Raw genomic sequence first — 24,149 nt, 5'->3', positions numbered from 1 at the left:
ACCAATACTTCAATATTTTACAAGTTATCAAATCGTTAAAAATCCTTTATCAGCAGCATTACCGTATTCAGCCGATTATTTACCGGTTTCGGTAATTTTAAAACTTTTTTAAATGGAGGCGCCTGCGGGCAAAAATTCCAATATTATCGTATTATTAAATTTCATTCAACTCATATCATGCAGCTCAATTTTAAACAGGTAGGTAAACACGGCAAGCCGGTCATTATACTTCACGGCGTTTTCGGCCTGCTCGATAACTGGTCCGGAATCAGCAAGACGATTGCGGAGCTGGGATACCGCGTATACCTGGTCGATCAGCGAAATCACGGCCGCTCCCCACACGCGGGACCGCTTGACTTTCACACTTTCGCAGCAGACTTAAAGGAATTTATAGCAGAACATCATTTAGAGAACCCAATCCTGATCGGACATTCAATGGGCGGCAAAACGGTGATGCAATATGCCGTAACCTACCCGGGCACTTACGAGGCGCTGGTTGTGGTTGATATCGGCCCGAAAGGTTACCCTATTCACCACGCCAGGATATTGGAAGGCTTGAATGCGATTCCCCTTGATAAGATAGAAAGCCGGAACGAGGCTGATGAGCTGTTAAGGGAATATGAGCCGATACTGGCAGTGCGCCAGTTTTTACTCAAAAACCTGTACAGAAAGGATGAAGGCGGCTTTGCGTGGCGTTTTAACCTGCCGCTGCTCACAACGGATATGGCCAATGTAGGTCAGGAGATCACATACGAGACACCCATTCCTGGCCCAGTGCTCTTTATACGTGGCGAAAAGTCTAATTATATTAAAGACGAGGATTTTGCGGAAATACAGGAAATGTTTCCCGATGCCAGGTTTGAAACCATTGCAGACGCTGGCCATTGGGTGCAGGCAGAAAAACCGAAAGAATTCGTTGCAGCTGTTACAGGCTTTTTCGACGAGGCTATCTGATGTATTTCCGGCGTTGTTTGAGGCAGGAAGATACGATCAGTTCGTTGTTGGTAACTGTGATTTCCCATACCGGACAATAAACACAGTTGACAGTTGCGCAAAGTCCGTTTGCAGGAATCGGATATTGAGGCTTGATATCCATCAACACGCCATTAATAATAAGGGATTTGGGCGCACAGCACATCGGGAGGCCGTCGGCTTGCAGAACAACCCCATCTTCACGAAAACCAATGGTATCGATCTGAGAAGCAGCAACGTATTCCCATTCGTTCCTGTTGTCTACAGAAGCGCGTTCAATCTGGCTCAGGCGCCACTTACCGGCGATCGGGCTTGCAACAGCAATTCCATTCATGGCCGCGTCCATGCTGTCTTTTTTACAGGAAATAAGAACCGTAAGAAATAGTGTGAAGTATAAAAGCCTTTTCATAGTGATTAAGTTTGTATAAACCTTAGGATGCAAATAGCCCCGGATTGGTTGGAAACAAGCAATAACTACAATTTCAATGCATAAAACTGCCTTAAAGCTTTTCATGATACCCACCGTCCTGGCTGATGATACACAAGATCAGGTACTCAGTCCGGGGGTGATTTCGGCTATTGAATCGCTGGATATTTTTTTTGTGGAGAATGTGCGTACCGCCAGGCGCTTCATCAGCAGTCTGCGACTCGGGAAAGTGATTGACGAGCTCACATTTATCGAACTGAACAAAGACACTCCTGAGGCCGAAACTTATGATGCATTGAAAAGGCTGACCCGCGATGCGGGTGTAATATCCGAAGCAGGCTGCCCCGGTATTGCTGATCCCGGTGCCGTTGCGGTGAATCTTGCACATCAGCTGGGCATTCAGGTGGTGCCGCTGGTAGGTCCGTCTTCCATTTTGCTGGCGCTTATGGCCTCGGGGCTGAGCGGACAATCGTTCGCATTTCATGGTTACCTGCCGATCGACAAGGTACAGCGTAAGAAAATGATACAAACGCTGGAAAGGGAAAGCCGGCAGCGACAGCAGACGCAGCTGTTTATGGAAACTCCTTTCAGGAATAACCAGTTGCTTGACACACTGCTGGAAACCTGCCAGCCGGATACAATGCTCAGCATCGCAGCCGACATCACTGCAGCTACCGAATTTTTGAAAACAATGCCCGTCAGGAACTGGAAATCGAATAAACCTGACCTGCACAAGCGGCCCGTTATATTTTCAATCGGGTAAGTGTAAAGCCATTTTAAAGCAGTGCCGTTTCCAACCTTGCAGCCGGAATTTGCCTCTTGGAAGAAACAACGCATTATTTACCTTATCAATAAAATAGTTTGTACCATGAAAAAATGGATCGCAGCAGCAGGTGTACTTTTCACATTGGCGATGGCTGCCTGCAATGATGACGGTTTGGATGCAATTACAACAGTGAATTCCAATTTTGAGACAGGAGAGGAAGGCTGGGTGGCTGAATTCTCCGATTATTCCACCAAAACTGACACTTCGATCTTGAAATTAGCTGCCGGTGTAACCTCCTTACCGAAGGGACTCGATAGCTCTCAGCAAGCTTTTATGATTCAAAGCACAAACCGCAGCGACGATGTTTTTATGTACCTAAAGAAAAAGGTAACCGGCCTTGTTCCGGGTAAAACTTACGAGACTGTCTTTGATATCAACCTGGGAACCAATGCAGCAAACGGCAGTGTAGGAATCGGGGGGTCGCCCGCCAATTCGGTTTATGTAAAGGTAGGCGCATCCGGTACAGAACCGAGGACCATCCTGAAAGGTACCGAGTACGAGTTTAACCTGGATAAAGGGCAGCAGTCGCAGGGAGGTGCGGATGTGTTGGTGCTGGGAGATGTGGCAAATGGAACAGATCAAGTGAAATACACGCTCATCGACAAGTCGAATGCAGACAAACCGTTCATCGTCAAAGCCAATCCAAATGGAGAGATCTGGCTTTTCGTTGGTACGGATTCGGGCTACGAGGGAACTACCAGATTGTACTACAACCGCATTATAGCCACTTTGCAGGAAGTAAAGGCGGATTAATTAAGCAAAGCACCAAAATGCCACAATGCGAGGGTCTTGCATTGTGGCATTTTTCTTTTAGGTCTTATTACGTCAACGCCGCGGGGCTGTTTACAAAGTCTTTTGTAACTTCGCCCCTGCGTCAAATGCAGTAAATCTGACTTTAATGATTCGCGTAAAAGATTTTACATTCAACCCATTTTCCGAGAATACTTACCTGCTTTATGATGAAACCGGCGAGTCCGTTATCATAGATCCGGGTTGTTATGAACAGTCGGAAGTGGAGGAGCTGGCCGGTTTTATAGAGGCCAGCAACCTCAAACCGGTACATATTATTAACACCCACGCACACATTGACCACGTACTGGGCGTAGCTGCATTGAAACGGAAATACAACATTCCATTTTCACTGCACCAGCTCGACGAATCGCTGCTGAAAGCCGTGAAAACTTACGCTTCCAATTACGGCTTTTACAAATTCGAAGAACCGGAACTTGACGGTTACCTCAAAGAAGGAGAAGTATTCAGCTTTGGTAACAGCAGTCTCGAAATCATTTTTGTGCCGGGACATGCGCCGGGCCACATTGCATTTGTAAGTCACGAAGACCGTTTTGTAATCGGCGGCGACGTGCTCTTCCGGCTCAGTATCGGCCGCACAGACTTACCAGGCGGGAACCACGCCGCATTGCTGGAAAGCATCCGTACCAAAATCTTCACATTACCGGAAGACTATACCGTTTATGCAGGCCACATGGATGCAACCACGGTTGGTTTTGAGAAAAAGAACAATCCATTTTTCAGATAAGAAACCCGACGATATCATGATCAGGCGAAACATACCCAATGCACTCACTTGCGGAAACCTTCTTTGTGGCTGCGTTGGCGTGGTGGAAGCATTTCATAATAACCTGCTGATCTCCTGCATCCTCGTCGGCGTGGCGCTGATTTTTGACTTTTTTGATGGCTTTCTGGCGCGACTGCTGAAAGTGAGTTCCGCCATAGGAAAAGACCTCGATTCGCTGGCAGATATGGTCACTTTCGGACTACTGCCCTCTATCATCGTTTACCAATTGTTAATGCAAAGCATTCCCGACCTGATGGGGATCTGGAAGGCTTATCCCGCATTTATCATTGCGATTTTCTCGGCATTGCGTTTAGCCAAATTCAATAACGACACCAGGCAATCGGATACCTTCATTGGCTTACCTACCCCGGCCAATGCCATGCTGATCGCCGCGCTGCCATTCATAGTTCAGTTCGAAAGTGAATTCTGGAAAGATATCATCATCAACACAACCAATCTCCTGATCCTTACAGTAGTAATGTCGTACCTGCTGGTAATGGAGCTGCCATTGATTGCATTAAAATTCAAACATTTCGGTTGGAAAGGAAACGAGGCACGGTTTCTTTTAATAGTTAGTTCGATCGTGCTTCTTGTTACTTTAAAATTCCTTGCAATACCATTGATACTCGTCCTTTATATCGGATTATCGCTGGCAGAGAATCTGAGAAGACAAAAGGCCTGACTAAATCATTGACAACTTGTTGTTCAAAATACAAATATGAAATTCTCGCGCATTACAGGTTTGGGTTACTACGTTCCTGAAAACATCGTGACCAATAATGATCTGACACAATGGATGGAAACATCCGATGAATGGATCCAGGAACGTACCGGCATTCGCGAGCGCCGTTACTTTGAATATGGCAAAGACACGAATTACAGCATGGCCGCCGCTGCTTCCCGCCAGGCGCTGGAACGCGCTGGCATGAGCGCTGATGAGATTGACGTAATCGTTTACGCAACTATTACCCCCGACTATTTTTTCCCCGGCTCCGCATTTTTAATGCAGCGAGAGCTCAAAATGGACGGAAAGCCCGTCATTGATATTCGTGAACAATGCTCGGGATTTGTATATGCGCTTTCTATCGCCGACCAGTTTATCAAATCGGGAATGTACAGGAATGCTTTGGTGGTAGGTTCGGAAATCCAGTCTTCGTGGATAGATAAAAGTACCGCCGGGCGCAATACTGCGGTGATTTTTGGTGATGGCGCAGGTGCGGCCGTCGTATCGGCAACCGACGATCCCCAACATTGTATATTATCTACACACCTGCACGCAGACGGGCGATTTGCAGAAGAACTTTATGTCCGCGACCCAGGAAGCAGCAGGCCGGGAAGACCTGTGAACAGCGAAATGCTGGAAGAAGGCGGATTTAATGTTTACATGAATGGAAATGCAGTCTTCAAACACGCAATTGTGCGTTTTGGAGAGGTAATTGGTGAAGCACTTGAAGCTAACGGACTCACTCACAGCGACCTTGACTTACTGGTACCTCACCAGGCTAATATCCGCATCAGCGACTATGTGCGGCAGCAGTTGGGACTGAGCGAATCGCAAGTAGTGAATAACCTGCAACGCTTCGGTAACACCACCGCCGCCTCCATTCCCATTGCATTATCGGAAGCCTGGGAGGAAGGCAGGTTGAAGAGCGGCGACCTGATTTGTCTGGCTGCTTTCGGAAGCGGGTTCACGTGGGCTTCTGCATTAATTAAGTGGTAATACAATCAATATTGACCAATTGATAGCATTACCAGCGTACAGCCCTCAATTGGTATGATATTTTTATCCAACAACATGTTTTTAAATTCAGGGTTCTCAGTACCAGGGTTAAAAATGACGCGTTTGGGTTTTAAAGAGACAATATAATCGTAATATTCAGGCTGGTGGCTCGGGTTAATGTACAATGTAACGGTATCCACGTCTTCCCAGTCTGTCTTTTCAAGATGTATCTCTTCTCCCAGAGCCGAACCTTTTCTCCGGCCGAGTAACAAGATCGGGTGACCGTAATTCCTGAGTTTTTGAGCAGCCAGATATGCGTACCTGGTTGGATTGGCGGTAGCGCCGATGATGAGCGTACGTTTCATTTTTATAGTTTTTGATGAATGTAAATGTGTAAACCTGATAAGGCACACTTATAGCAACAGAAAAAGATTGCAAAAATGTTTCCAGCAAAGCGCATAGCAAGCCGACGCGGCAAATTTAAATGCAACCTGAAAAAACCTAATAATATATCCTTAACACAATGAATGAGTTAAATGTAAGTCGGAGTTTCTGGAACGAAAAGTGGGCAAAAATTAATTTCGACGAAATCGAGAACGCTCCTCATTACGAAGTATCTAATTACGGCAGGCTGAAAAGCTTTCAGAACAATCCGAAGGAGGGAGTGGTCATTAAAGGATCAGTTATCCAGGGGTACAGATCGCTGAATATCAGGGTTGCGGGAGGAAAAACAATAAATCGATACGTACACAAGCTTGTAGCTGAGCACTTTGTAGATAAGCCTGATGCAGAGCATAACTTTGTTATACACATCGACTTTGAAAAACAAAACAACTACTACGAGAATCTAAAATGGGTTACGAAGGCTGAAATGATTGAGCATAACCGCGAAAATCCGGCATTCATTAACCGTGTGATCCCAAGACGTACAAAAAATTACAAGTTGACGGAAAGCAAAGTGCGTATCATTAAAAAGCTGCTTAAGAATGACAATAACCGACTTAAAATGATTGCGAAGCAATTTGGGATTACGCATACGCAGCTTAACCGGATCCGTTCAGGCGAAAACTGGAAACACGTAACAATCGAAGAATAACTGATTTACTTACTTCATGTTTCTTTCGTTGGCTGAAACCGTATAGCCGCTGCCGTTCACGCCCTCTTCATAATCAACCGATACTCCGATCACGTACATCAGGTGGCGGCGGTCTATGATTACCTTGATTCCTTCCACGAGGTAAGTCTGGTCAAACTCGGTTGCAGTGTCAAATCCGAGCAGAAAAGTGCCGCTGCACGCGCCGCCGCGCAATCCTACCCGCAGTCCGTAGGTGTCAGGAATCTTGTTTGCTTCCAGTGTAGATTTTATTTCCAGCCTTGCGTTTTCTGTAAGTTGAATCGGACTTTCCATTTGAATGCAGATACTCGTTCGGATAAAAACTAAACAGCGGCGATCCCCGTTCCATTTCGCGACCTTAAATAAATATCCGCTTATTCTGGCAATCCGCTAATTTTGCAATTCGTTTTTGGATCGAAAATTAACATTAGAATATGGAATATCAGCTTATACTGGCCTTTTTGCTACTTGGTGGGATTGTTACGTTCGGCATTTACATGACCGTCACGACAGTTGCAGACAAGATTTTTCAAAACAAGAAACTGGATATCAGAAGCAAAAACGTCGAAATCACCCTTCCCCTGAGATTGCAGGCTTACGAGCGCATGTGCCTCTTTCTTGAACGTATCACGCCTAGTAATTTGTTATTGAGACTGGTACCTTCGGCAATGAGCGCGCTGGAATTGCAGCAGGTCCTTTTGCAGGAGATCAGGGATGAATACAATCACAACGTGGCGCAGCAGCTATATATGAGTACACACGCCTGGGAACAGATCACCAATGCAATGAACGAAACCGTTGCGGTTATCAACCAGGCAGCCACCGAAGTACCAGCAGAAGCCCCACCTTCTGACCTGGCTAAAAAAATCTTTTCACACGTAATCGAAAAAGAAGTACAGCCAGCCTCACATGCATTGAAAGTGCTGAAAGAGGAGATCAGGGGGATATTTTAGGGCTGTCGGCCGTCGGCAATCAGACCTTTGCTCTGCGAATTAAAACCGGCAAGCAATAAACCAAAAAGCCGAAAGCCGATTGCCGAAAACCGAAGTACTCACAAGCCACCACTTCCATCTTTAACTAAAAAAGGCCGAAAGCCGAAAGCTGAACGCCGAAAGCCAAATAATGCTTTACCCCAATACACTAGAACAAAAATTAGGTTTTGATAACCTTCGGGAGCGATTGAAGGAGGCTTGTATCAGTCCGCTGGGACAAGCTTTTGTGGAAAAGATCAAGTTTTCGGAGAATTTTACTTTGGTAGAAAAGCTCGTCAGCCAGACGGCGGAGATGCAGCGTATCCTGGAAATCGGAGAGAATTTTCCTTCCCAGAACTATATAGACGCGACACCTTATCTCAAACGCGCCGCAATCGAAGGAATGTTGCTGACACAGGCCGAGTTTTCTGACCTTAAAGTTTCATTGCTCACGATCAAGCTTTGTCAGCGCTTCTTTGAAAGCCAGGAGCCCGACTCCTACCCTATTTTGGGCGAGTACGCCAGGACTATCAAAGTCGACAAATCGATCACTGACGCTATCGACCGCATTATTGATGACCGCGGACAAATCCGCGATTCTGCTTCCAGCGAACTGTCACGCATCCGAAAAAGACTAATTTCGGAGCAGGCAGGAATCCGTAAAAAGCTTGATACAATCCTGAAATCGGCTCGGAGCAGCGGCTGGATCGGTGACGATGTTTCACTTACGGTGCGGAACGGAAGAATGGTTATTCCTGTGGCGGCCGAGCATAAAAGGAAGCTGAAGGGATTTATCCACGATGAATCCGCCACCGGACAAACCGTTTTCATTGAACCTACGGACGTTTTTGAATCCAATAATGAGATCCGCGAGCTGGAATATGAAGAACGGCGCGAGGTCAACCGGATATTGCTTGAACTGACCAGTCAGCTGCGACCTTTTGTTCCGGATCTCCAAAAAGCCTATGGTTTTCTCGGGTTAATGGACTTTCTGCGGGCTAAAGCCAAACTGGCCGCTGAAATGAGCGCGATCAATCCGCCTTTTACCAACAAACAGTTTATAGACTGGCGAAATGCCCGTCACCCGCTGCTGCATTTGTCTTTCCAAAAACAAGGCAAGAAAGTAGTGCCGCTGAACATTGAACTGAGTGAGAAGCAAAGGATACTGATCGTTTCGGGACCGAATGCGGGAGGTAAGTCTGTGTCTTTAAAAACAGTGGGACTTATTCAATATATGTTCCAATGCGGCTTGCTGGTACCTGTCGACGAAGGTTCATCCATGGGATTTTTCCAAAATATCTTCATTGATATAGGCGACGAACAATCGCTGGAAAATGACCTGAGTACGTACAGTTCCCATTTAACGAACATGCGTTACTTCCTGACAACCGCAAACCGGCGTACCTTATTCCTCATTGACGAGTTCGGAACGGGTACCGAGCCGGGACTGGGCGGCGCAATCGCGGAGTCTATCCTGGAAAACCTCGTAAAATCGAGCGCTTATGGCGTGATTAACACACATTATACAAACCTGAAAGTACTCGCCGACAAAACCGAGGGGCTCGTGAATGGCGCAATGCGGTTTGATGGAGAGCACCTGGAACCACTTTATCAACTGGAAATTGGCCGTCCCGGCAGTTCGTTTGCATTTGAAATTGCATCGAAGATCGGGCTACCGGAATCTGTGGTAAACCGCGCCAAAGACAAGCTCGGCAAGCAGCAGGTTAACTTTGAGAAGCTTTTGAAAGAGCTCGACATTGAACGCAAAGTGTTTTCGGAGAAGAACATTGAAATCGGGATCAAGGAAAGGAAGCTGGCCAAGCAGCTGGCAGACTATACTACTTTGAAAGAACGTCTTGAAAACAATGAGAAAAAGATTGTAAACGAGGCAAAGCAAAAAGCGAAAAACCTGCTAACTGATGCAAATCAGCTGATCGAGAATACCATTCGGGAAATCAAGGAGAATAAAGCAGAGAAAGAGAAGACGAAATCCGTCCGAAGCGAACTTGAAACTTTTGGCAAGAAAAACCTGGCGCTGGAAGAAGTAAAAGAGACAGCGCCGGCAGAGGAGATATACGAGCCGGAAGGCGGCGAAATCGTGCCGGGAAGTTACGTGCGCATTCTCGGGCAGACTGCTATTGGCGAGGTACTGGCTGTAAAAGGTAAAGATGCTGAGATCAGGATCGGGGATTTGAAATCGAATGTAAAGCTGAACCGTCTCGAAAAGGTTTCCAACAAGACCTACAAAGCGGCCACAGGCGAAAAGAAGCTGAAATCCACTGCCAAAGGAGTTGATTTGAATGAGCGCATGCTCAATTTCAGCTTCAACCTGGATATGCGCGGCAAACGCGGAGAAGAAGCGCTGGGGCTTGTGGACCAGTTTATGGACAATGCAATTATGCTCGGTTATGATGAGCTGCGGATCGTGCATGGAAAAGGCGACGGAATCCTGAGAACACTTGTGAGAAACCATTTGAGGGGCTATTCGCAGGTAAAAGGAATGCAGGACGAACATCCCGACCGTGGCGGCGCGGGGGTTACCATTGTGAAACTGAAATAGGTTAGACGGCATGAAAAAAGCGTCAGGCAGATAACTGCCTGACGCTTTTTTCATGCTATTAAGCTGACCTTACAACTGAGGCTGCTCAGCAACGACTTTTTCGTCCATTGCACTTGCTCTCGGGTTCCCCGCCCAGAACCACAGTATCGCGAATGCGACGATGAGGATGATCGGGAAAGTAAGCATGGTAGACAATGTAGCCTGGCCTGCCGCCAGCTCCAATGCAGGGCCTGTAAGACCTTGTGCCGAATATTCAGCATGCGCTGAGTCGATCCAGCGACCAATGAAAGGCTGGAAGATTGAAGTAGACAACATACCTACCCCACCGATGATGGACATTCCAAGTGCACCGCTCAATGGAACGCGTTGCGCTACGAAACCGATCACAGTTGGCCAGTTGAAGCATACACCAAGTCCGAAAATCACAGCTGCGAAATAGGCGATCGGGCCGGTTACTGTGCTAAACATGTAGATACCGATAGCTGCCAGAACCGCTCCGAAAAGCAGAATACCTGTTTGTCCAACCAAATCAACAACAGGGCCTGTGAAAAGTCGGCCGATCGTCATCACACCGAATGTCAATGCCAATACCAGCATTGGATCTGCTCCACTGTTACTCAATACCACGTTAACCCACTGGTTAGGACCAAATTCTGTGATCGCAGTAAGTGCCATGCAGCAGAAAATGAAGATATATAAAGGAGTAAGCATCGCCTGGAAGTTTTTCGCAAGTGAAGTTACACCTTCCACTTTTGGTCTTGGGAAAGCCTGACCAAGGAAAAGGAATGCGTAAATAACGGTTGGGATCATCAATACCCAGATCTGAGTCTGCCATGATGCACCTGCATCTGTCATAAATTTCGAGATCAAACTTCCGAGTACAATCCCACCTGGGAACCACATGTGAAAGCGGCCAAGCATTTTGTTCAGCTTGTTTGAAGAATACATATCCGCGATCATCGGGTTACAAGCCGCTTCTGTACAGCCGTTTCCAAACCCGATAAAGAATGTAGACACCAAAAGACCTGTGTAGCCGCCTGCATAGATAGTCAGCAGGATACCAAGCGTGTGAGCCACAACGGCCACCTGCATGATAATTTTCGGTCCGATGGTGTGGTACACGATACCTCCTATGACCATCGAGATTGGAAACCCGAAGAAGAACATGGAGTTAATAAAGCCCAACTGCTCGGCGGTAAGGCCAAATTCAGTGCCTAATTGCGGGAGGATACCTGCTCTTATACTGAATGAAAAGGCCGTTGTAATGATGGCAAGACAACTGGCGTTGAATAACCTGCTGCTGTTAACAGTTTGAGTCATAAGACTAAAAGGGTTTGATTATTTGAATTAGATGGTTTTTTTGAAAACGGTCTGCCTTAAAGTTTTAATTTAAGATTTTCACAGAAAAAACAAATTAACGGCGATTCTACTGGTTTTAACAGGCTTTCGGGGGTGTTTTTTGACTGTTAAAATTATATTTGTAAGAAGTAAGAGTGATATATACTACTCTTTATACCTTTAAAATCTTTTCAAAACTTTAAACCAACTGGAATGTCAAGAAAGATCAGAATGGGCATGGTAGGTGGTTCCCTGGACGCGTTTATTGGCGGGGTACATCGCCGTGCAGCGATCATGGATGGAGAAATTGAACTTGTCTGCGGCGCTTTCAGCTCCGACCCATTGAAGTCAAAAGAGTCAGGAAGAGCATTGTACTTACCGGAGGACCGGATTTATAATGATTTTGAAGAAATGATTGCGAAGGAAAAGCAGCTTCCGGAAGGAGAGCGAATGGATTTCGTTGCAATCGTTACCCCCAATCACGTTCACTACTCCCCTGCCAAACTTGCCCTTGAAAATGGTTTTCACGTCGTTTGCGATAAACCGATTACATTAAATACTAAGGAAGCAGAAGAGATTGTTGCATTGGTTGAAAAAACCGGCCTGATCTTCTGTCTGACCCACAACTACACCGGTTACCCGATGGTGAAAGAAGCCCGCGAGATGATTAGGTCGGGTGCTATCGGCGAAATCAGGAAAGTAATTGTGGAATATCCGCAGGGCTGGCTGGCTACACTGGTAGAAGTGACCGGAAACAAGCAGGCTGCCTGGCGTACCGACCCAAAACGCTCCGGTGCAGCCGGCGGCTTAGGCGACATCGGAACGCACGCCGAAAACCTCGCAGAATACATTACCGGACTAAAAATCACGCAGCTTTGCGCCGACCTGACCATTTTTGTAGAAGGTCGCCTGCTGGATGATGACGCCAATATTCTCCTCCGCTTTAACAACGGCGCGAAAGGGATCCTGCAAAACAGCCAGATCGCCAACGGAGAAGAAAACGACCTTAATATCCGCGTGTACGGCGAAACCGGCGGCTTGCAATGGAAGCAGCTGGACCCCAATACATTGATCCACAAAACCAATCAGGGCGCACGCATTATCCGCACGGGCGTAGGAAATCTTTCAAAAGCTGCCCAGGTGCATACGCGCATTCCCGCAGGCCACCCGGAAGGTTACTTCGAGGCATTTGCCAACCTCTACCGCAATTTTGCATTGCATTTGCGGGCTTATTGGGAGGGCCGCAAAGTCGATCCGGTATACGACTTCCCGACTGCGCAGGATGGTTTGAGAGGAATGAAGTTCATTGACACTGTCATTGCCTCCAATCAGACGGACACCAAGTGGACTGACTTCTGACCTGCATTAAACATTATTTTTAACCTTAAATCCCCAACCCGCTCCGGCGGACTGTTTTCTCACCTATTATCCATACCCGTTTATGAATAAAATCAAAGTCGGCGTTGTCGGCACAGGTTTCATCGGCCCGGCGCACATTGAAGCGCTGCGACGCCTTCCTAATGTTGAAGTAGCAGCGCTTTGCGAAGTAACGGCTGAACTGGCCGCTCAAAAAGCAGACGCACTCGGAATCGAACGTTCCTATACTTTCGAAGACCTTTTGAAACAGGATGACATTCAGGCAATACATATCTGTACGCCCAACTTCCTGCACTACTCACAATCGAAAGCTGCATTGCTCGCTGGAAAACATGTAATTTGTGAAAAACCACTTGCCAAAGACCTTGCCGAAGCCGAAGAGCTGGTAAAGCTTGCTGCTGAAACCGGACTGGTGAATGCTGTACACTTCAACCTGCGCTACTATCCGCTGGCACGTCAGATGAAATCCATGCGCGAAAAAGGCGAGCTGGGTGAGATTTATTCATTCATAGGATCTTATCTGCAGGACTGGCTTTTCTACGAAACCGACTACAACTGGCGCCTCGAACCAGACAAATCAGGCGATTCCCGTGCGATTGCAGATATCGGCTCTCACCTGATGGACATTCTGGAATACATTACCGGCCTGAAAACGGTTTCAGTAATGGCGGACTTCAATACCATTCACAAAACACGTAAAAAGCCGCTTAAACCGGTGGAAACGTATTCAGGCAAAATGCTGCAGCCTGAGGATTATGCCGATGTACCTATTAATACGGAAGACCACGCAAACGTTTTGCTGCGTTTTGACAACGGAAGCAAAGGGGTAATTACGGTATCACAGGTTTCAGCGGGCCGGAAAAACAGAATGGCGCTTGAAATTGCCGGATCCAAGAAAACGTTCAGCTGGTGCTCAGAGTCGCCGAACGAAATGTGGATCGGTAACCGTGACAAGAGCAATGAAATCCTGATGCGCGATCCTTCTCTTGTGAATGAAGATGTGCGCTCAACAATTACATTCCCTGGCGGGCACAACGAAGGCTTCCCTGATACTTCAAAGCAAATGTTCAAAGAGGTATACGCAGCCATCGCCGCAGGCAAACAACCAGAAAACCCAACATTCCCAACCTTCGCAGACGGATACCGGGAATTATTGATTTGTGAGAAGATACTTGAAAGCAACAGAGCGCAGTCTTGGGTAACTATTTAAATCAACAAATATGAAAACGATAAAAGGACCTGGAATTTTCCTTGCTCAGTTTTTGGGTGACGAAGCTCCGTTTAACTCATTGGATTCAATTGCTGATTACATGGCAGGGTTGGGCTATAAGGGCCTTCAACTTCCTACCTGGGATCCGCGGGTGATTGATGTGAAACAATGCGCCGAGTCGCAGACTTATGCTGATGAGCTGAAAGGCAAACTGGCTGATAAAGGTCTGGAAATTACGGAGCTCGCGTCGCACATCATCGGCCAGCTGGTGGCATCGCACCCGGTATACGACGAAATGTACGATGGTTTTGCAGTACCCGAAGTGCGCAACAATCCGAAAGCACGTGCGGAATGGGCGACGCAACATTTGAAATACGTTGCGCAGGCAAGCCGCAGACTGGGCCTCTCCGCGAGCGCTACTTTCTCCGGTGCATTGGCCTGGCCATTCCTGTATCCGTGGCCACAGCGCCCGGCCGGACTGGTAGAGACTGCATTCAAAGAACTGGCTGCAAGATGGAAACCAATCCTGGATGTATATGATGAAAACGGTGTGGATGTAGCTTACGAGCTCCACCCCGGGGAAGACCTTTTTGACGGATCCACATTCGAAATGTTTGTTGATTACCTTAATGGTCACACCCGCGCCAACATCAACTACGACCCCAGCCACTTTGTACTCCAGCAGCTCGACTACCTTCAATTCATTGACTTGTACCACGATCGGATCAAGGCATTTCACGTAAAAGATGCCGAGTTTAACCCATCGGGTAAGCAAGGTGTTTACAGCGGATTTGCAGGCTGGGCCGACCGGGCTGGTCGCTTCCGCTCGCTTGGTGACGGACAAGTTGACTTCGGCGGTATTTTCTCCAAACTATCTCAGTACGATTACGGCAGCTGGGCAGTTTTGGAATGGGAATGCTGCATTAAGTCGCCTGTTCAGGGTGCTGCCGAAGGTGCGCCTTTCATCGAAAGCCACATTATAGAAGTAACTACAAAGGCATTTGACGATTTTGCCGGAACCGGCGCTGACGAGGCGTTCAACCGCAAAGTTTTAGGTTTGTAATTGTCGATTGTACAAGTATATTAAAAACCTGTCTTCCTTATGGAAGGGAGGTTTTTTTCATATAATTACCTGCTGCATTATTTCGTTTTGAGTAGAATGAGAATGCAGTTCCAACACTAAAAAATAACCAGTTCACCTAATCTGTAATGCGTAAAATTCTTTATCAAAACTTACTGAACCGCTTCCGAGTAATTGGTGCAATGGGCCTTGTCTGTTGCGGTTTAGCGTCCGTGGCACAGACTGTCACACCTGAAAAGCGTGTGCTTGTTTTTGCCAAAACGGCTGCGTTCCGGCATTCTTCTATCCCTGCCGGGAAAGCGGCTATCATGAAATACGGCAAAGAAAATGGCTTCGCGGTAGATACTACCGAGAATGCAACTGTCTTTACAGAGAAAAACCTGCAAAAGTATGGGGCGGTTGTTTTTCTGAACACTACCGGCAATATCCTGAATGAGAAACAGCAGGAGGCATTTGAACACTACATCCAGGCAGGAGGCGGGTACGTGGGAGTTCACGCGGCTACCGACACCGAGTACGACTGGCCCTGGTACAACCAGCTGTCCGGCGCCTATTTCGCAAGCCACCCAGGCAACCCGAACGTGCAGGAAGGTGAAGCTTACGTTGTAAATGATCAGCACCCTTCCATGACGGGCTTTCCGAAGAAATGGAAGATCAAGGATGAGTTTTATGATTTCAAAAACTTTAATCCAAAGGTAAATGTCTTAGTTAACATCGACGAGAAGTCTTACAAAGACGGAAAAATGGGCGACAACCATCCTATGTCGTGGTACCATGAATATGATGGGGGAAAAGCATTTTACACCAACTTCGGACATGAAGATGCTACCTATGAAAATCCGGTATTTGTAAAACATTTCATCGGCGGCTTGAAATGGGCAATGGCCGAGAAGCTGGACTTCGCGAAGTCGAGACCGGAAGAAAACCGTTTTACCAAACAGACGCTCGCTACCAAGCTTGACGAACCTACCGAGCTGGTAGTGCTGGAAGATCAGCGCGTACTTTTCTCAGAAAGAAAAGGAAAGCTGAAATTGTATAATCCGAAAACGGGCAAAGTGAAAGTTGTAGCCGAGGTACCTGTTTATACCAAACAGGAATACGGCTTAATGGGCTTGAATATCGATCCTAATTTCAAAACCAACAAGCTTGTTTACCTGTACTATTCTCCGCTTTCTTCTGCTCCTGATACGGCGCAGCATTTATCACGTTTCAAATATGACGATGTAAAAGACACGCTGATCCTCAGTACGGAAGAAGTTTTACTGACTGTTCCTGTGAAAAGAACAGACTGCTGCCACACGGGCGGGTCCATTGCCTGGGATAGTAAAGGGAATTTGTACCTGTCCACCGGAGACGACGTAAACCCATTCCAGTCCAATGGATTCGGACCGATTGACGAGCGGCCGGGACGTGAAGGCTTTGACGGACAGCATACTTCTTCCAATACAAACTCGCTCAGAGGCAAGGTAATACGCATTAAACCACGTTACGGCGATCGTCGCGCGAATATGCCAGGCGGAACCAATTTGTATGATATTCCCGAAGGCAACCTCTTCCCTGCCGGCAACCCGAAAGCACGTCCTGAGATTTACGTGATGGGAACACGGAACCCTTACCGCATTTCAGTTGACCAGCATAATGGTTATCTGTACTGGGGTGATGTAGGTCCTGACGCTTCTCTGGACGATCCAAAGCGTGGCCCACGCGGTTACGACGAGGTAAACCAGGCGAGAAAGGCAGGTTATTACGGATATCCCCTCTTCATTGCGGACAACAAGCCTTATATCGACTTCAATTTCGCTGACAGTACTTCACATGGTCCATTTGACCCTGCGAAACCGATCAATAACTCACCGCATAATACGGGCTTGCAAGAGTTGCCGCCGGCTAATCCTGCATTCATCTTTTATCCTTATGCAGACTCTCCTGAATTCGGTGCGATCGTGGGCAAAGGCGGCCGTAATGCAATGGCCGGGCCGGTTTACTATTCTGCTGATTTTAAGGACAGTAAAGTGAAATTCCCTGAGTATTACAATGGAAAATTTTTCGCTTACGACTGGATTCGTGACTATATCAATATAGTTACCATGAACGAGCAAGGTGATTTGAAAAGCATTGACCGCTTCTTGCCAAATACAAAATTCAGTCACCCGATTGATATGCAGTTTGCCAATGACGGTTCGCTTTATACACTGGAATACGGACCAAACTGGTTTGCCCAAAACGATGAAGCCAGTCTGTCACACATCACTTACAATGCTGGCAACCGCGTGCCACTGGCAGTAGCTTCTGCTACCAACACCACCGGCGCTACGCCATTGAAAGTTAACTTTTCATCAAAAGGCTCAGTCGACTACGACGGCGATCCGATCAAGTACGAATGGTCTTTTGGAAAAGGTCTTCCAAAAAGCAATGTGGCTAATCCAAGCTACACCTATGCGAAAGCGGGTGAATACACCGCCGTGTTGAAAGTGACTGATAATGCAGGAAATGCAAATACTTCGGAAGTAATCGTGAGAGTTGGCAATGCGATCCCGAAAGTGGATGTAGCTATCAAAGGAAATAAATCCTTTTACTGGAACGACAAACCCGTTAACTACGAAGTTTCTGTTTCGGATAAAGAAGATGGCAGCCTTGCAAACAAGAAAATAGCTGAGGATGAAGTAACTGTGACCATTAATTATCTGGAAGGTTTTGACAAAACCATACTTGCCCAGGGTCACCAGGCAAATACTGGATTTGAAACCGGAAAAAGGTTAATCGAACTAAGCGACTGCAAAGCATGCCATTCGATAGACAAAAAATCCATTGGCCCTGCTTACAAGGAAGTTGCCAAGAAGTATGCAAGCGAGCGCAATTCACTTAAAACATTGTCTGATAAAGTTCTGAAAGGCGGAAGTGGTGTTTGGGGCGAGCAGGCAATGCCGGGCCACCCGCAGCATAAGCCGGAGGAAATTGAGGATATGGTCAAATACATCCTTTCTCTTGCTAATGATAAGGCTGTTGATAAAAAACCATTGAAAGGCTCTTATGTAACGGAAGCGAAGAAAAAAGAGGGTTCATACATTATCTCGGCCAGCTACACCGACAAGGGAAGCAGCACAATGGGACCACTTACAGGCGCGAAAACACTTGCTTTACGCCCTGCTACCCTGACAGCCGCACTGGCAGACTCAGCCATGCATACTGTTAATTTCAAGGTTGAGAATGGCAAGGAAGTTGTGCTGGGATCGAAAAGCGGCAGTTTCTTCGCATTCGACGGTATTGACCTGTCGGGAATTACAAACCTGGCGATTGCTGGCGGCAGCAACGAAAAGTTTACAGCTGGCGGAACGCTGGAAGTGCGCCTCGATAGCCCGGCCGGTACAAAGATCGGTGAAGTGAAAATTGACAAAACCGGAGAAGTAAGTATTCCAGTAAAAGGTCCGGCTGACCAGAAGCTGCACAAGCTGTTCTTTGTGTTCAAAAATCCAAATGCAGGAGGAAAGCCGCTGTTTACTGTTGAAACGGTACGATTTGACCGCGCTGCTCTATAAGTTTAATTAGTAAAATGAGAAAAGCCGGGCTTCATTGAAGTCCGGCTTTTCTCGTTTTAAAGCACTATTTACTTACCATCATCTTTTTAGCTCCGTTGCTCTTACCATCTGTTATGAGATCGTAAACAAACACGCCCGTTCCAAAATCATCAGCAGAAAGCTGTACAGCGCCTTCTCCGCGTGTTCTGACGATTTCTGAGCGGATTTTCTGTCCATTGGTTGAGTAAATGTTCAATACCGCATCCTTGATCGTATCCGGAATAAAGAACCTGATAGAAGAAATACCTGAAAAGCCGTTCGGTGCATTCTGTTCCAGGATCACGCCATTTTCATTTACATCATTGGTTCTTGCGGCAGGAGTCGTAAGCGGCCGGGTTGTATTGGAAGCTACAATGCGTTCAAGTTGGGTAAGCCTCTTTGCTAACTCCGCAGTTTCTGCGGTGAGCTGGCGAATCTCCTCGTCTTTCCGATCAAGCGTTTGCTGCTGCTCTTTGACAGAGTTTACAAGCATGTAGGTCAGTGCGTTGGCGTCATAATCAAGATAGTCCGTTTTGTTCCCGAGCGAATCCTGATAGGTAAATGTACCTACCATGTGAGGAGCAATTTTCTGCATATCCTGCGCAATGATACCCACGAATTTCTTATTCGTCGGCAACCCCGCCTCTCCATTGTAGCTGAACCAGACAGGCTTGATCTGCTTCAATACATCAAGCCCTTCCGCGTACTCTGAAACATCCTTTTTAAGACGTTTGTCAGAAGCAATGATCCAGGCAGAAGAGCCTGCTTTTGCGGCTGAGAAAGTACTGAGATGGAGCTTGTAAGTGGGAGCTTCAACACCCACTCCCACATTGTCGAAAATTGTTCCGAGCACAATGCTATGGTCCCGGGTAACCTTGGTCGCCGCACCAATTGCTGTCGCGTAGGTCACGTTAGCGCTACCCGCAGTTTCGTACCCGATAAACGTATTGGCAAGTCCTTTCAAATTGCTTCTCCCGGAACCATGGCCAAGGAACACATTATAATTGCCGCTTGAATTGTATTCTCCGGCGCCATTACCTGCAAACAGATTGTAGTTTCCGTCCGTATTGAAAAAACCGCTTCGGCAACCGATGAATATATTTTCGTTTCCGAAGTAATTTTTACCCCCTGCTTCTACGCCCAGGAATGTGTTTCTCAGACCAACCGCATTCGCTGCGCCAGACTTTGAACCCACGAAAGTGTTCCAACTGCCCGTCGTGTTTGCCTTACCCGAGAAGTACCCTAAGAAGGTATTCTCACTACCACTAGAGAGCGTGTAGGCAGACCTGCTCCCAAGCGCTGTATTCTGATTCCCACCAACATTCCCGTACCCCGAAAGACTTCCAACGAATGTATTATGCTCACCAATTGTGGAGGAGCCCGCCCAGATTCCCATGTAAGTACCATCGGTACCCTGATTGCCGGCTTGCGAACCGAAAGAGGTGGTTTGTGCGCAAACGTTGTTAAACATTGCTGCCGCTAAAAAGACAGCACCTGATAACCTGTAGATTTTTTTCATCTCGCCGATCGTTTAGTGAATTGTTGCAAACTTTGCAGCTGCAAGTTTTACACTTAGAGTGATTTACGAGAAAAGGATAATTCAGAGGCTGGGGAAAATTAACGATCGGGAGCGCCTTTTTTCTTGGGTTAAGTACTTGGAAGCGGGTTTGTAACACTACTTTGCAAAACCTTCAATCCCTAACCCAAACAATGCGAAGTCGTATTTGACAGGATCTGACGGATCGAGCTGTTTTAATGAAGCAGTAAGTTCTAATGCAGTTTGCCAGTCAGTGTTAGGTCTTTTGATAAGGCCCAGAAATCTGGAAACGCGGTCAACATGCACATCGCAGGGACAGACCAGCTGTGCAGGTACAATGTTGTTCCAGATACCAAAATCCACACCATGATTGTCTTTCCGGACCATCCATCTCAGAAACATATTCAACCGCTTACAGGAGGATTTCCGGGCCGGAGTGGCAATGTGCTTGGCAGTTCGCGAAGGAAAATTTTCTGAATCGCAGAACATGTTGTGAAAACCGATCAGCGACTTTTCTATCGTCTCGTCCGAAGCGCTGATGTGCTTGCTGAATGCGTATTCAAGTGAATCGTGCTGCCGGTAGTAGTTTTGGAAGAAATGAAGGAAATAAAGCGTGTCAGTCGCATTAAACGTGCGGTGCTTAAAGTCCAGGAAGGGTTTTAAATCACTATCCTGATGATTTCTGATAAAATCAAAAGGAGCATTATCCATGAGCGAAGCCAGTTCCAGGCATTTGCTGATGATCGTTTTGCGCTGTCCCCAGGCAAGTACTGCCGCCCAGAAACCCATGATCTCGATGTCCTGCTTTACAGAAAAACGATGTGGGATACTGACGGGATCGAGGGAGATAAAGTCGGGCTTGTTGTATTGCACGACTTTTTCCTCCAATAAATCAATGATGTAGGGAGATAAATGGGGCACTTCAATGCTTTGCATGGCTTCCTCCAAACAGGTAAGCCAGAACACGGGAGATACCAGAGAAGAACATGACTATTCCTGAAAAAAGAAATGTAAAAATTGCGATGAAGGGGTAGAGCAATGTGAACATAACGCTCCAAATTTTATAACCAGCCGTATTTTTCAGGGCTTCTCTTTCCTCTTCTCTCTTCGAACGGAATTGGGGTGAATGTTTCATGACGGGATTAATAACAAAACTATTCCAGGTAACTTACAACTGCTCTGAAACGCTTGCTGTTCGGGGATACTTTTTCGAATGCGCGTGATGATAATTTAATAACAATGTCATCATTAACGCTGGTATCCGGTATCCGTCCAATAATGCGGACGATGATTTTCTCCTGATTGTATTCATTCAATACTTCTACCAACGCACCAATTGGCGCACTACGGTGCAAGCCCAGGAACTTACTGGTACTTTCGTCAGTCTCAATCACTTCTGCCAACCCGGATTCTGATTTCCTCTTGCCTCTGACAACTTTCGGCGCTTCAACAACTTCCTCCACAGGCTTAACTACCTTCTCGGGAACAACCGCTTTTGCTTTTACAGAGTCTTTCACAACTGTTGTGCTCGTCACTTTCGGTGCCACGGGTGGTGTAACTGCCGCAACAGCCTTTTCAGCACCTTTTTCACTTACAATCAGCTCCTGACCATCTTTCAAGTTATCGTCCGCCAGATTGTTCCATTTACGCAAATCTGCCATTAAAACGCCATATTTCACAGCAACACGGTAAAGTGTTTGTCCTGGCTCAACGATGTGCTTTCCATTGGGGGATACCGAAACGGCAGATCCTGCGGTAGGCGCAGAAGTAGTGGATGGCGTAGTATCAGGCTTTGCAGCTGTGGCCGGAACCGCAGGTTTAACCTCTTTTTTCTCTTCTTTCTTTTCTTCCTTCTTCTCCTCCTTTTTCTCTTCTTTCTTAGCTTCTTTTTTGCTGACCTTCGGAGTATAGGGTACTCGGATAGTTTGTCCAAACTGGATCTGATCGCTCATGCCGGGATTGGCTTCACGCAGGGCCTGGATAGAAGTACCGTATTGCCGCACTACCGCAAACATGGTTTGTCCCTGGTTTACCTTGTGCAAGACAAATACCTTGCCTCCTACCCTCTCAACTCCTACTGAATCAATCCTTACATTCCCCGCAGCCCGGGCACTGATCATTCCTGAAAAAATACCTGCCAGAACAGTCAGGCAAAAAATGTATTTCATTTATTATGAAAGCGTTAAACTCGAAAATTCGTTATTATTTTTAAGATAAATCAGTGCTGACGCCTTTAATATCATTGTGGAGCGGCCTATTCCTTCGCGTTCTTCTGATAGCTTTTCGTGTAAAACAAGCTCTCTTTTAGTAGTGATAATCAGAAGATATTGCACGGTTTTATCCTGATGGTAAATATAATAAGAAAAGATCATAAAGGGCCTTTTCTCTAAATAATCGATACTAATGGGCTGATGCCCGCCCGTAATCTCCTCAATAAAGAGCGCCAGCTTATCGAAAAATACATTTCCTTTTTTGTAACGAACAGGTTCTTCCAAAATTACCTGATCCTCGTCAACTGCAACAATTTCCTCATGCGGCAGCAACGCGCCTGAACGTACGTCGCACAAATGATAGCTGAACCCGCTCCCAGCCTTTGCTGCAACTCCAATGCGGTTCTTATCAGCCACTTTAACCAGCAGATGATTCGGTAAATCCCATAAATGCGCGCCGTCCTCCGCAGATAATGCAGATAAGTCTGTCGGCTCCGGCAGATCAGGATATCTGTAATGATGCAGGAAAAACCGGCCGTAAGCGAATGCAGTCACTGACGACCACCAGTCCATCCCCAGCGGGACACCTTCCCATTGCATTGTTTTTTGTGCTAAGTCAATCACCGCGACAGAGGCAACTTTATGTTCCGTGTCACGTAGCTCAATGGCCCATAACGAGCTTGCCGGATCGGCATCGGGAAGGATGCGCCAGATATTCTTTGAAAAGCGATGTGAAAAAGTATTTTGCAATTTTTAGCTTTATTTTGGAACAGAATTGGACAAAAATCAAACCAACGACCTTGTGCGAATATTAGGAATCATTCCCGCCCGCTACGCCTCTACCCGCTTTCCGGCGAAGGCCCTGGTGGATATCGGGGGTAAAAGTATGATCCAGAGAGTTTACGAACAATCATCCAAAGCGGCCCGCCTGGCTCAGGTGATCGTGGCCACTGACGATGAACGGATTATGGATCATGTAAAAAGCTTCGGAGGAATTGCTGTAATGACATCTGAAGCTCACCAGAGCGGTACCGACCGCTGCTATGAGGCGCTTACAAAAACAGAAGGCCACTTTGACTATATCATTAATATCCAGGGCGATGAACCATTTATCAGCCCCGAACCAATCGACCAGCTCGCCGGGGTACTTGACAGTCGCACCGAGCTCGCGACCCTGGTGAAAGTGATCGATCAGGAAGATCTTCTGTTTAATGTAAATGTGCCAAAAGCTGTATTGAACAAGAAAGATGAAGTAATGTATTTCAGCCGCCAAACAATACCTTATCTCCGCAATGCAGAAAAAGAGCAATGGCTTGCTGCACATACGTTTTACAAACACATTGGAATTTATGCTTACCGGGCCGACGTACTTGCCGAAATCACAAAGCTGCCGGTGTCTGCATTGGAGAAGGCCGAGGCTTTGGAGCAGCTGCGCTGGCTGGAAAATGGTTACGCGATAAGAGCGGTGATTACCTCTGACGATTCACACGGCGTTGACACTCCTGACGACCTGGAACGTGTTACCAAAAAGTTTTTGTAACCAGCCGAAAACCCTATTCTTGGTATGCCTTTTGTACCGGTTTTGGCAACGTATACAGTCAGGTGTCAATTCTAAAAATATGTTAAAACGGGTATTTTTATACCACACTTTCTGATTGTCCCGTTACCCTTAAAGG

22 protein-coding genes are annotated in these 24,149 nt (G+C 46.8%); 14 read left to right on the top strand and 8 right to left on the bottom strand.

From position 1 onward, the window contains the following. Nucleotides 1-177 precede the first annotated feature (177 nt). Nucleotides 178-954, top strand: coding sequence for an alpha/beta fold hydrolase (locus tag ASG33_RS06450; protein ID WP_056281501.1), 777 nt, complete (start codon nucleotides 178-180; stop codon nucleotides 952-954). Here the strand turns inward: ASG33_RS06450 and ASG33_RS06445 are convergent. Further along, nucleotides 947-1,381, bottom strand: a complete 435-nt coding sequence (locus ASG33_RS06445) for a hypothetical protein (protein ID WP_056281499.1) — start codon at nucleotides 1,379-1,381, stop codon at nucleotides 947-949. The genes ASG33_RS06450 and ASG33_RS06445 overlap by 8 nt on opposite strands. A 103-nt stretch (nucleotides 1,382-1,484) precedes the next feature. Between ASG33_RS06445 and ASG33_RS06440 the strand changes: the two genes are divergently transcribed. The 5 genes from ASG33_RS06440 to ASG33_RS06420 all read left to right on the top strand — a co-directional run bounded on the left by ASG33_RS06440 (nucleotide 1,485) and on the right by ASG33_RS06420 (nucleotide 5,521). Next, nucleotides 1,485-2,162: an SAM-dependent methyltransferase gene (locus ASG33_RS06440; protein ID WP_229238576.1), complete on the top strand. Its 678-nt coding sequence runs from the start codon at nucleotides 1,485-1,487 to the stop codon at nucleotides 2,160-2,162. 105 nt (nucleotides 2,163-2,267) lie between these two features. Then, nucleotides 2,268-2,978: a hypothetical protein gene (locus ASG33_RS06435; RefSeq protein WP_157474592.1), complete on the top strand. Its 711-nt coding sequence runs from the start codon at nucleotides 2,268-2,270 to the stop codon at nucleotides 2,976-2,978. 145 nt (nucleotides 2,979-3,123) lie between these two features. Beyond that, complete coding sequence (locus tag ASG33_RS06430; protein ID WP_056281492.1) at nucleotides 3,124-3,762, top strand: MBL fold metallo-hydrolase; 639 nt, start codon at nucleotides 3,124-3,126, stop codon at nucleotides 3,760-3,762. A gap of 16 nt (nucleotides 3,763-3,778) precedes the next feature. Then, nucleotides 3,779-4,483, top strand: coding sequence for a CDP-diacylglycerol--serine O-phosphatidyltransferase (gene pssA / locus ASG33_RS06425; RefSeq protein WP_056281490.1), 705 nt, complete (start codon nucleotides 3,779-3,781; stop codon nucleotides 4,481-4,483). A gap of 36 nt (nucleotides 4,484-4,519) precedes the next feature. Next, nucleotides 4,520-5,521 carry a 3-oxoacyl-ACP synthase III family protein gene (locus ASG33_RS06420; protein WP_056281488.1) on the top strand — a complete coding sequence of 334 codons (1,002 nt, stop codon included), beginning with the start codon at nucleotides 4,520-4,522 and terminating at the stop codon, nucleotides 5,519-5,521. Between the two features lie 5 nt (nucleotides 5,522-5,526). On the opposite strand, the gene ASG33_RS06415 is transcribed toward ASG33_RS06420, so the two are convergent. After that, nucleotides 5,527-5,886 (bottom strand): CoA-binding protein, encoded by a 360-nt coding sequence (locus tag ASG33_RS06415; protein WP_056281485.1) that lies wholly within the window; start codon nucleotides 5,884-5,886, stop codon nucleotides 5,527-5,529. 158 nt (nucleotides 5,887-6,044) lie between these two features. Here ASG33_RS06415 and ASG33_RS06410 point away from each other — a divergent pair, with 158 nt between their 5' ends. After that, a complete protein-coding gene (locus ASG33_RS06410; protein WP_056281483.1) occupies nucleotides 6,045-6,617 on the top strand; it encodes an NUMOD4 domain-containing protein in 573 nt (190 codons plus the stop codon). A 9-nt stretch (nucleotides 6,618-6,626) separates the two neighbouring features. Here the strand turns inward: ASG33_RS06410 and ASG33_RS06405 are convergent, their stop codons facing one another. After that, complete coding sequence (locus ASG33_RS06405) at nucleotides 6,627-6,929, bottom strand: iron-sulfur cluster assembly accessory protein (RefSeq protein WP_056281482.1); 303 nt, start codon at nucleotides 6,927-6,929, stop codon at nucleotides 6,627-6,629. Nucleotides 6,930-7,069: 140 nt separating this feature from the next. Here ASG33_RS06405 and ASG33_RS06400 point away from each other — a divergent pair, with 140 nt between their 5' ends. Next, complete coding sequence (locus ASG33_RS06400; protein WP_056281480.1) at nucleotides 7,070-7,588, top strand: hypothetical protein; 519 nt, start codon at nucleotides 7,070-7,072, stop codon at nucleotides 7,586-7,588. A gap of 169 nt (nucleotides 7,589-7,757) precedes the next feature. Next, the gene (locus ASG33_RS06395) at nucleotides 7,758-10,166 is read left to right on the top strand and encodes an endonuclease MutS2 (protein WP_056281478.1); all 2,409 of its coding nucleotides are present in this window, start codon (nucleotides 7,758-7,760) and stop codon (nucleotides 10,164-10,166) included. Between the two features lie 69 nt (nucleotides 10,167-10,235). On the opposite strand, the gene ASG33_RS06390 is transcribed toward ASG33_RS06395, so the two are convergent. Then, entirely contained in the window at nucleotides 10,236-11,486 is a 1,251-nt protein-coding gene (locus ASG33_RS06390; protein WP_056281476.1) for a sugar MFS transporter, read from the bottom strand. A 249-nt stretch (nucleotides 11,487-11,735) separates the two neighbouring features. Here ASG33_RS06390 and ASG33_RS06385 point away from each other — a divergent pair, with 249 nt between their 5' ends. From ASG33_RS06385 to ASG33_RS06370, 4 genes are all read left to right on the top strand, one after another. Next, the gene (locus ASG33_RS06385) at nucleotides 11,736-12,863 is read left to right on the top strand and encodes a Gfo/Idh/MocA family protein (protein ID WP_056283372.1); all 1,128 of its coding nucleotides are present in this window, start codon (nucleotides 11,736-11,738) and stop codon (nucleotides 12,861-12,863) included. An 82-nt stretch (nucleotides 12,864-12,945) separates the two neighbouring features. After that, nucleotides 12,946-14,091 carry a Gfo/Idh/MocA family protein gene (locus ASG33_RS06380; RefSeq protein ID WP_056281474.1) on the top strand — a complete coding sequence of 382 codons (1,146 nt, stop codon included), beginning with the start codon at nucleotides 12,946-12,948 and terminating at the stop codon, nucleotides 14,089-14,091. Between the two features lie 10 nt (nucleotides 14,092-14,101). Further along, on the top strand, nucleotides 14,102-15,154 hold the full coding sequence (locus ASG33_RS06375; RefSeq protein WP_056281472.1) for a sugar phosphate isomerase/epimerase: 1,053 nt from the start codon (nucleotides 14,102-14,104) through the stop codon (nucleotides 15,152-15,154). A gap of 200 nt (nucleotides 15,155-15,354) precedes the next feature. Beyond that, nucleotides 15,355-18,708, top strand: coding sequence for a ThuA domain-containing protein (locus ASG33_RS06370; RefSeq protein WP_409012510.1), 3,354 nt, complete (start codon nucleotides 15,355-15,357; stop codon nucleotides 18,706-18,708). Between the two features lie 64 nt (nucleotides 18,709-18,772). Here ASG33_RS06370 and ASG33_RS06365 read toward each other — a convergent pair whose 3' ends face one another. The 4 genes from ASG33_RS06365 to ASG33_RS06350 all read right to left on the bottom strand — a co-directional run bounded on the left by ASG33_RS06365 (nucleotide 18,773) and on the right by ASG33_RS06350 (nucleotide 23,223). Then, on the bottom strand, nucleotides 18,773-20,245 hold the full coding sequence (locus ASG33_RS06365; protein ID WP_056281468.1) for a tail fiber domain-containing protein: 1,473 nt from the start codon (nucleotides 20,243-20,245) through the stop codon (nucleotides 18,773-18,775). A 156-nt stretch (nucleotides 20,246-20,401) separates the two neighbouring features. After that, nucleotides 20,402-21,199, bottom strand: coding sequence for a TIGR02757 family protein (locus ASG33_RS06360; RefSeq protein ID WP_056283371.1), 798 nt, complete (start codon nucleotides 21,197-21,199; stop codon nucleotides 20,402-20,404). Between the two features lie 218 nt (nucleotides 21,200-21,417). After that, nucleotides 21,418-22,431, bottom strand: a complete 1,014-nt coding sequence (locus tag ASG33_RS06355) for a LysM peptidoglycan-binding domain-containing protein (protein WP_056281466.1) — start codon at nucleotides 22,429-22,431, stop codon at nucleotides 21,418-21,420. 3 nt (nucleotides 22,432-22,434) lie between these two features. Continuing rightward, a complete protein-coding gene (locus ASG33_RS06350) occupies nucleotides 22,435-23,223 on the bottom strand; it encodes a DUF4905 domain-containing protein (protein WP_056281465.1) in 789 nt (262 codons plus the stop codon). Nucleotides 23,224-23,275: 52 nt separating this feature from the next. On the opposite strand from ASG33_RS06350, the gene kdsB reads away from it, so the two are divergent. Continuing rightward, complete coding sequence (gene kdsB, locus ASG33_RS06345; RefSeq protein ID WP_056283368.1) at nucleotides 23,276-24,013, top strand: 3-deoxy-manno-octulosonate cytidylyltransferase; 738 nt, start codon at nucleotides 23,276-23,278, stop codon at nucleotides 24,011-24,013. Nucleotides 24,014-24,149: the final 136 nt, after the last annotated feature.

This window comes from Dyadobacter sp. Leaf189, from assembly GCF_001424405.1.
In the GTDB taxonomy this organism is placed as follows: Bacteria; Bacteroidota; Bacteroidia; order Cytophagales; family Spirosomataceae; genus Dyadobacter.
Note: the sequence above shows the minus strand (reverse complement) of the source record. Positions and strands in the feature narration are given on the sequence as shown.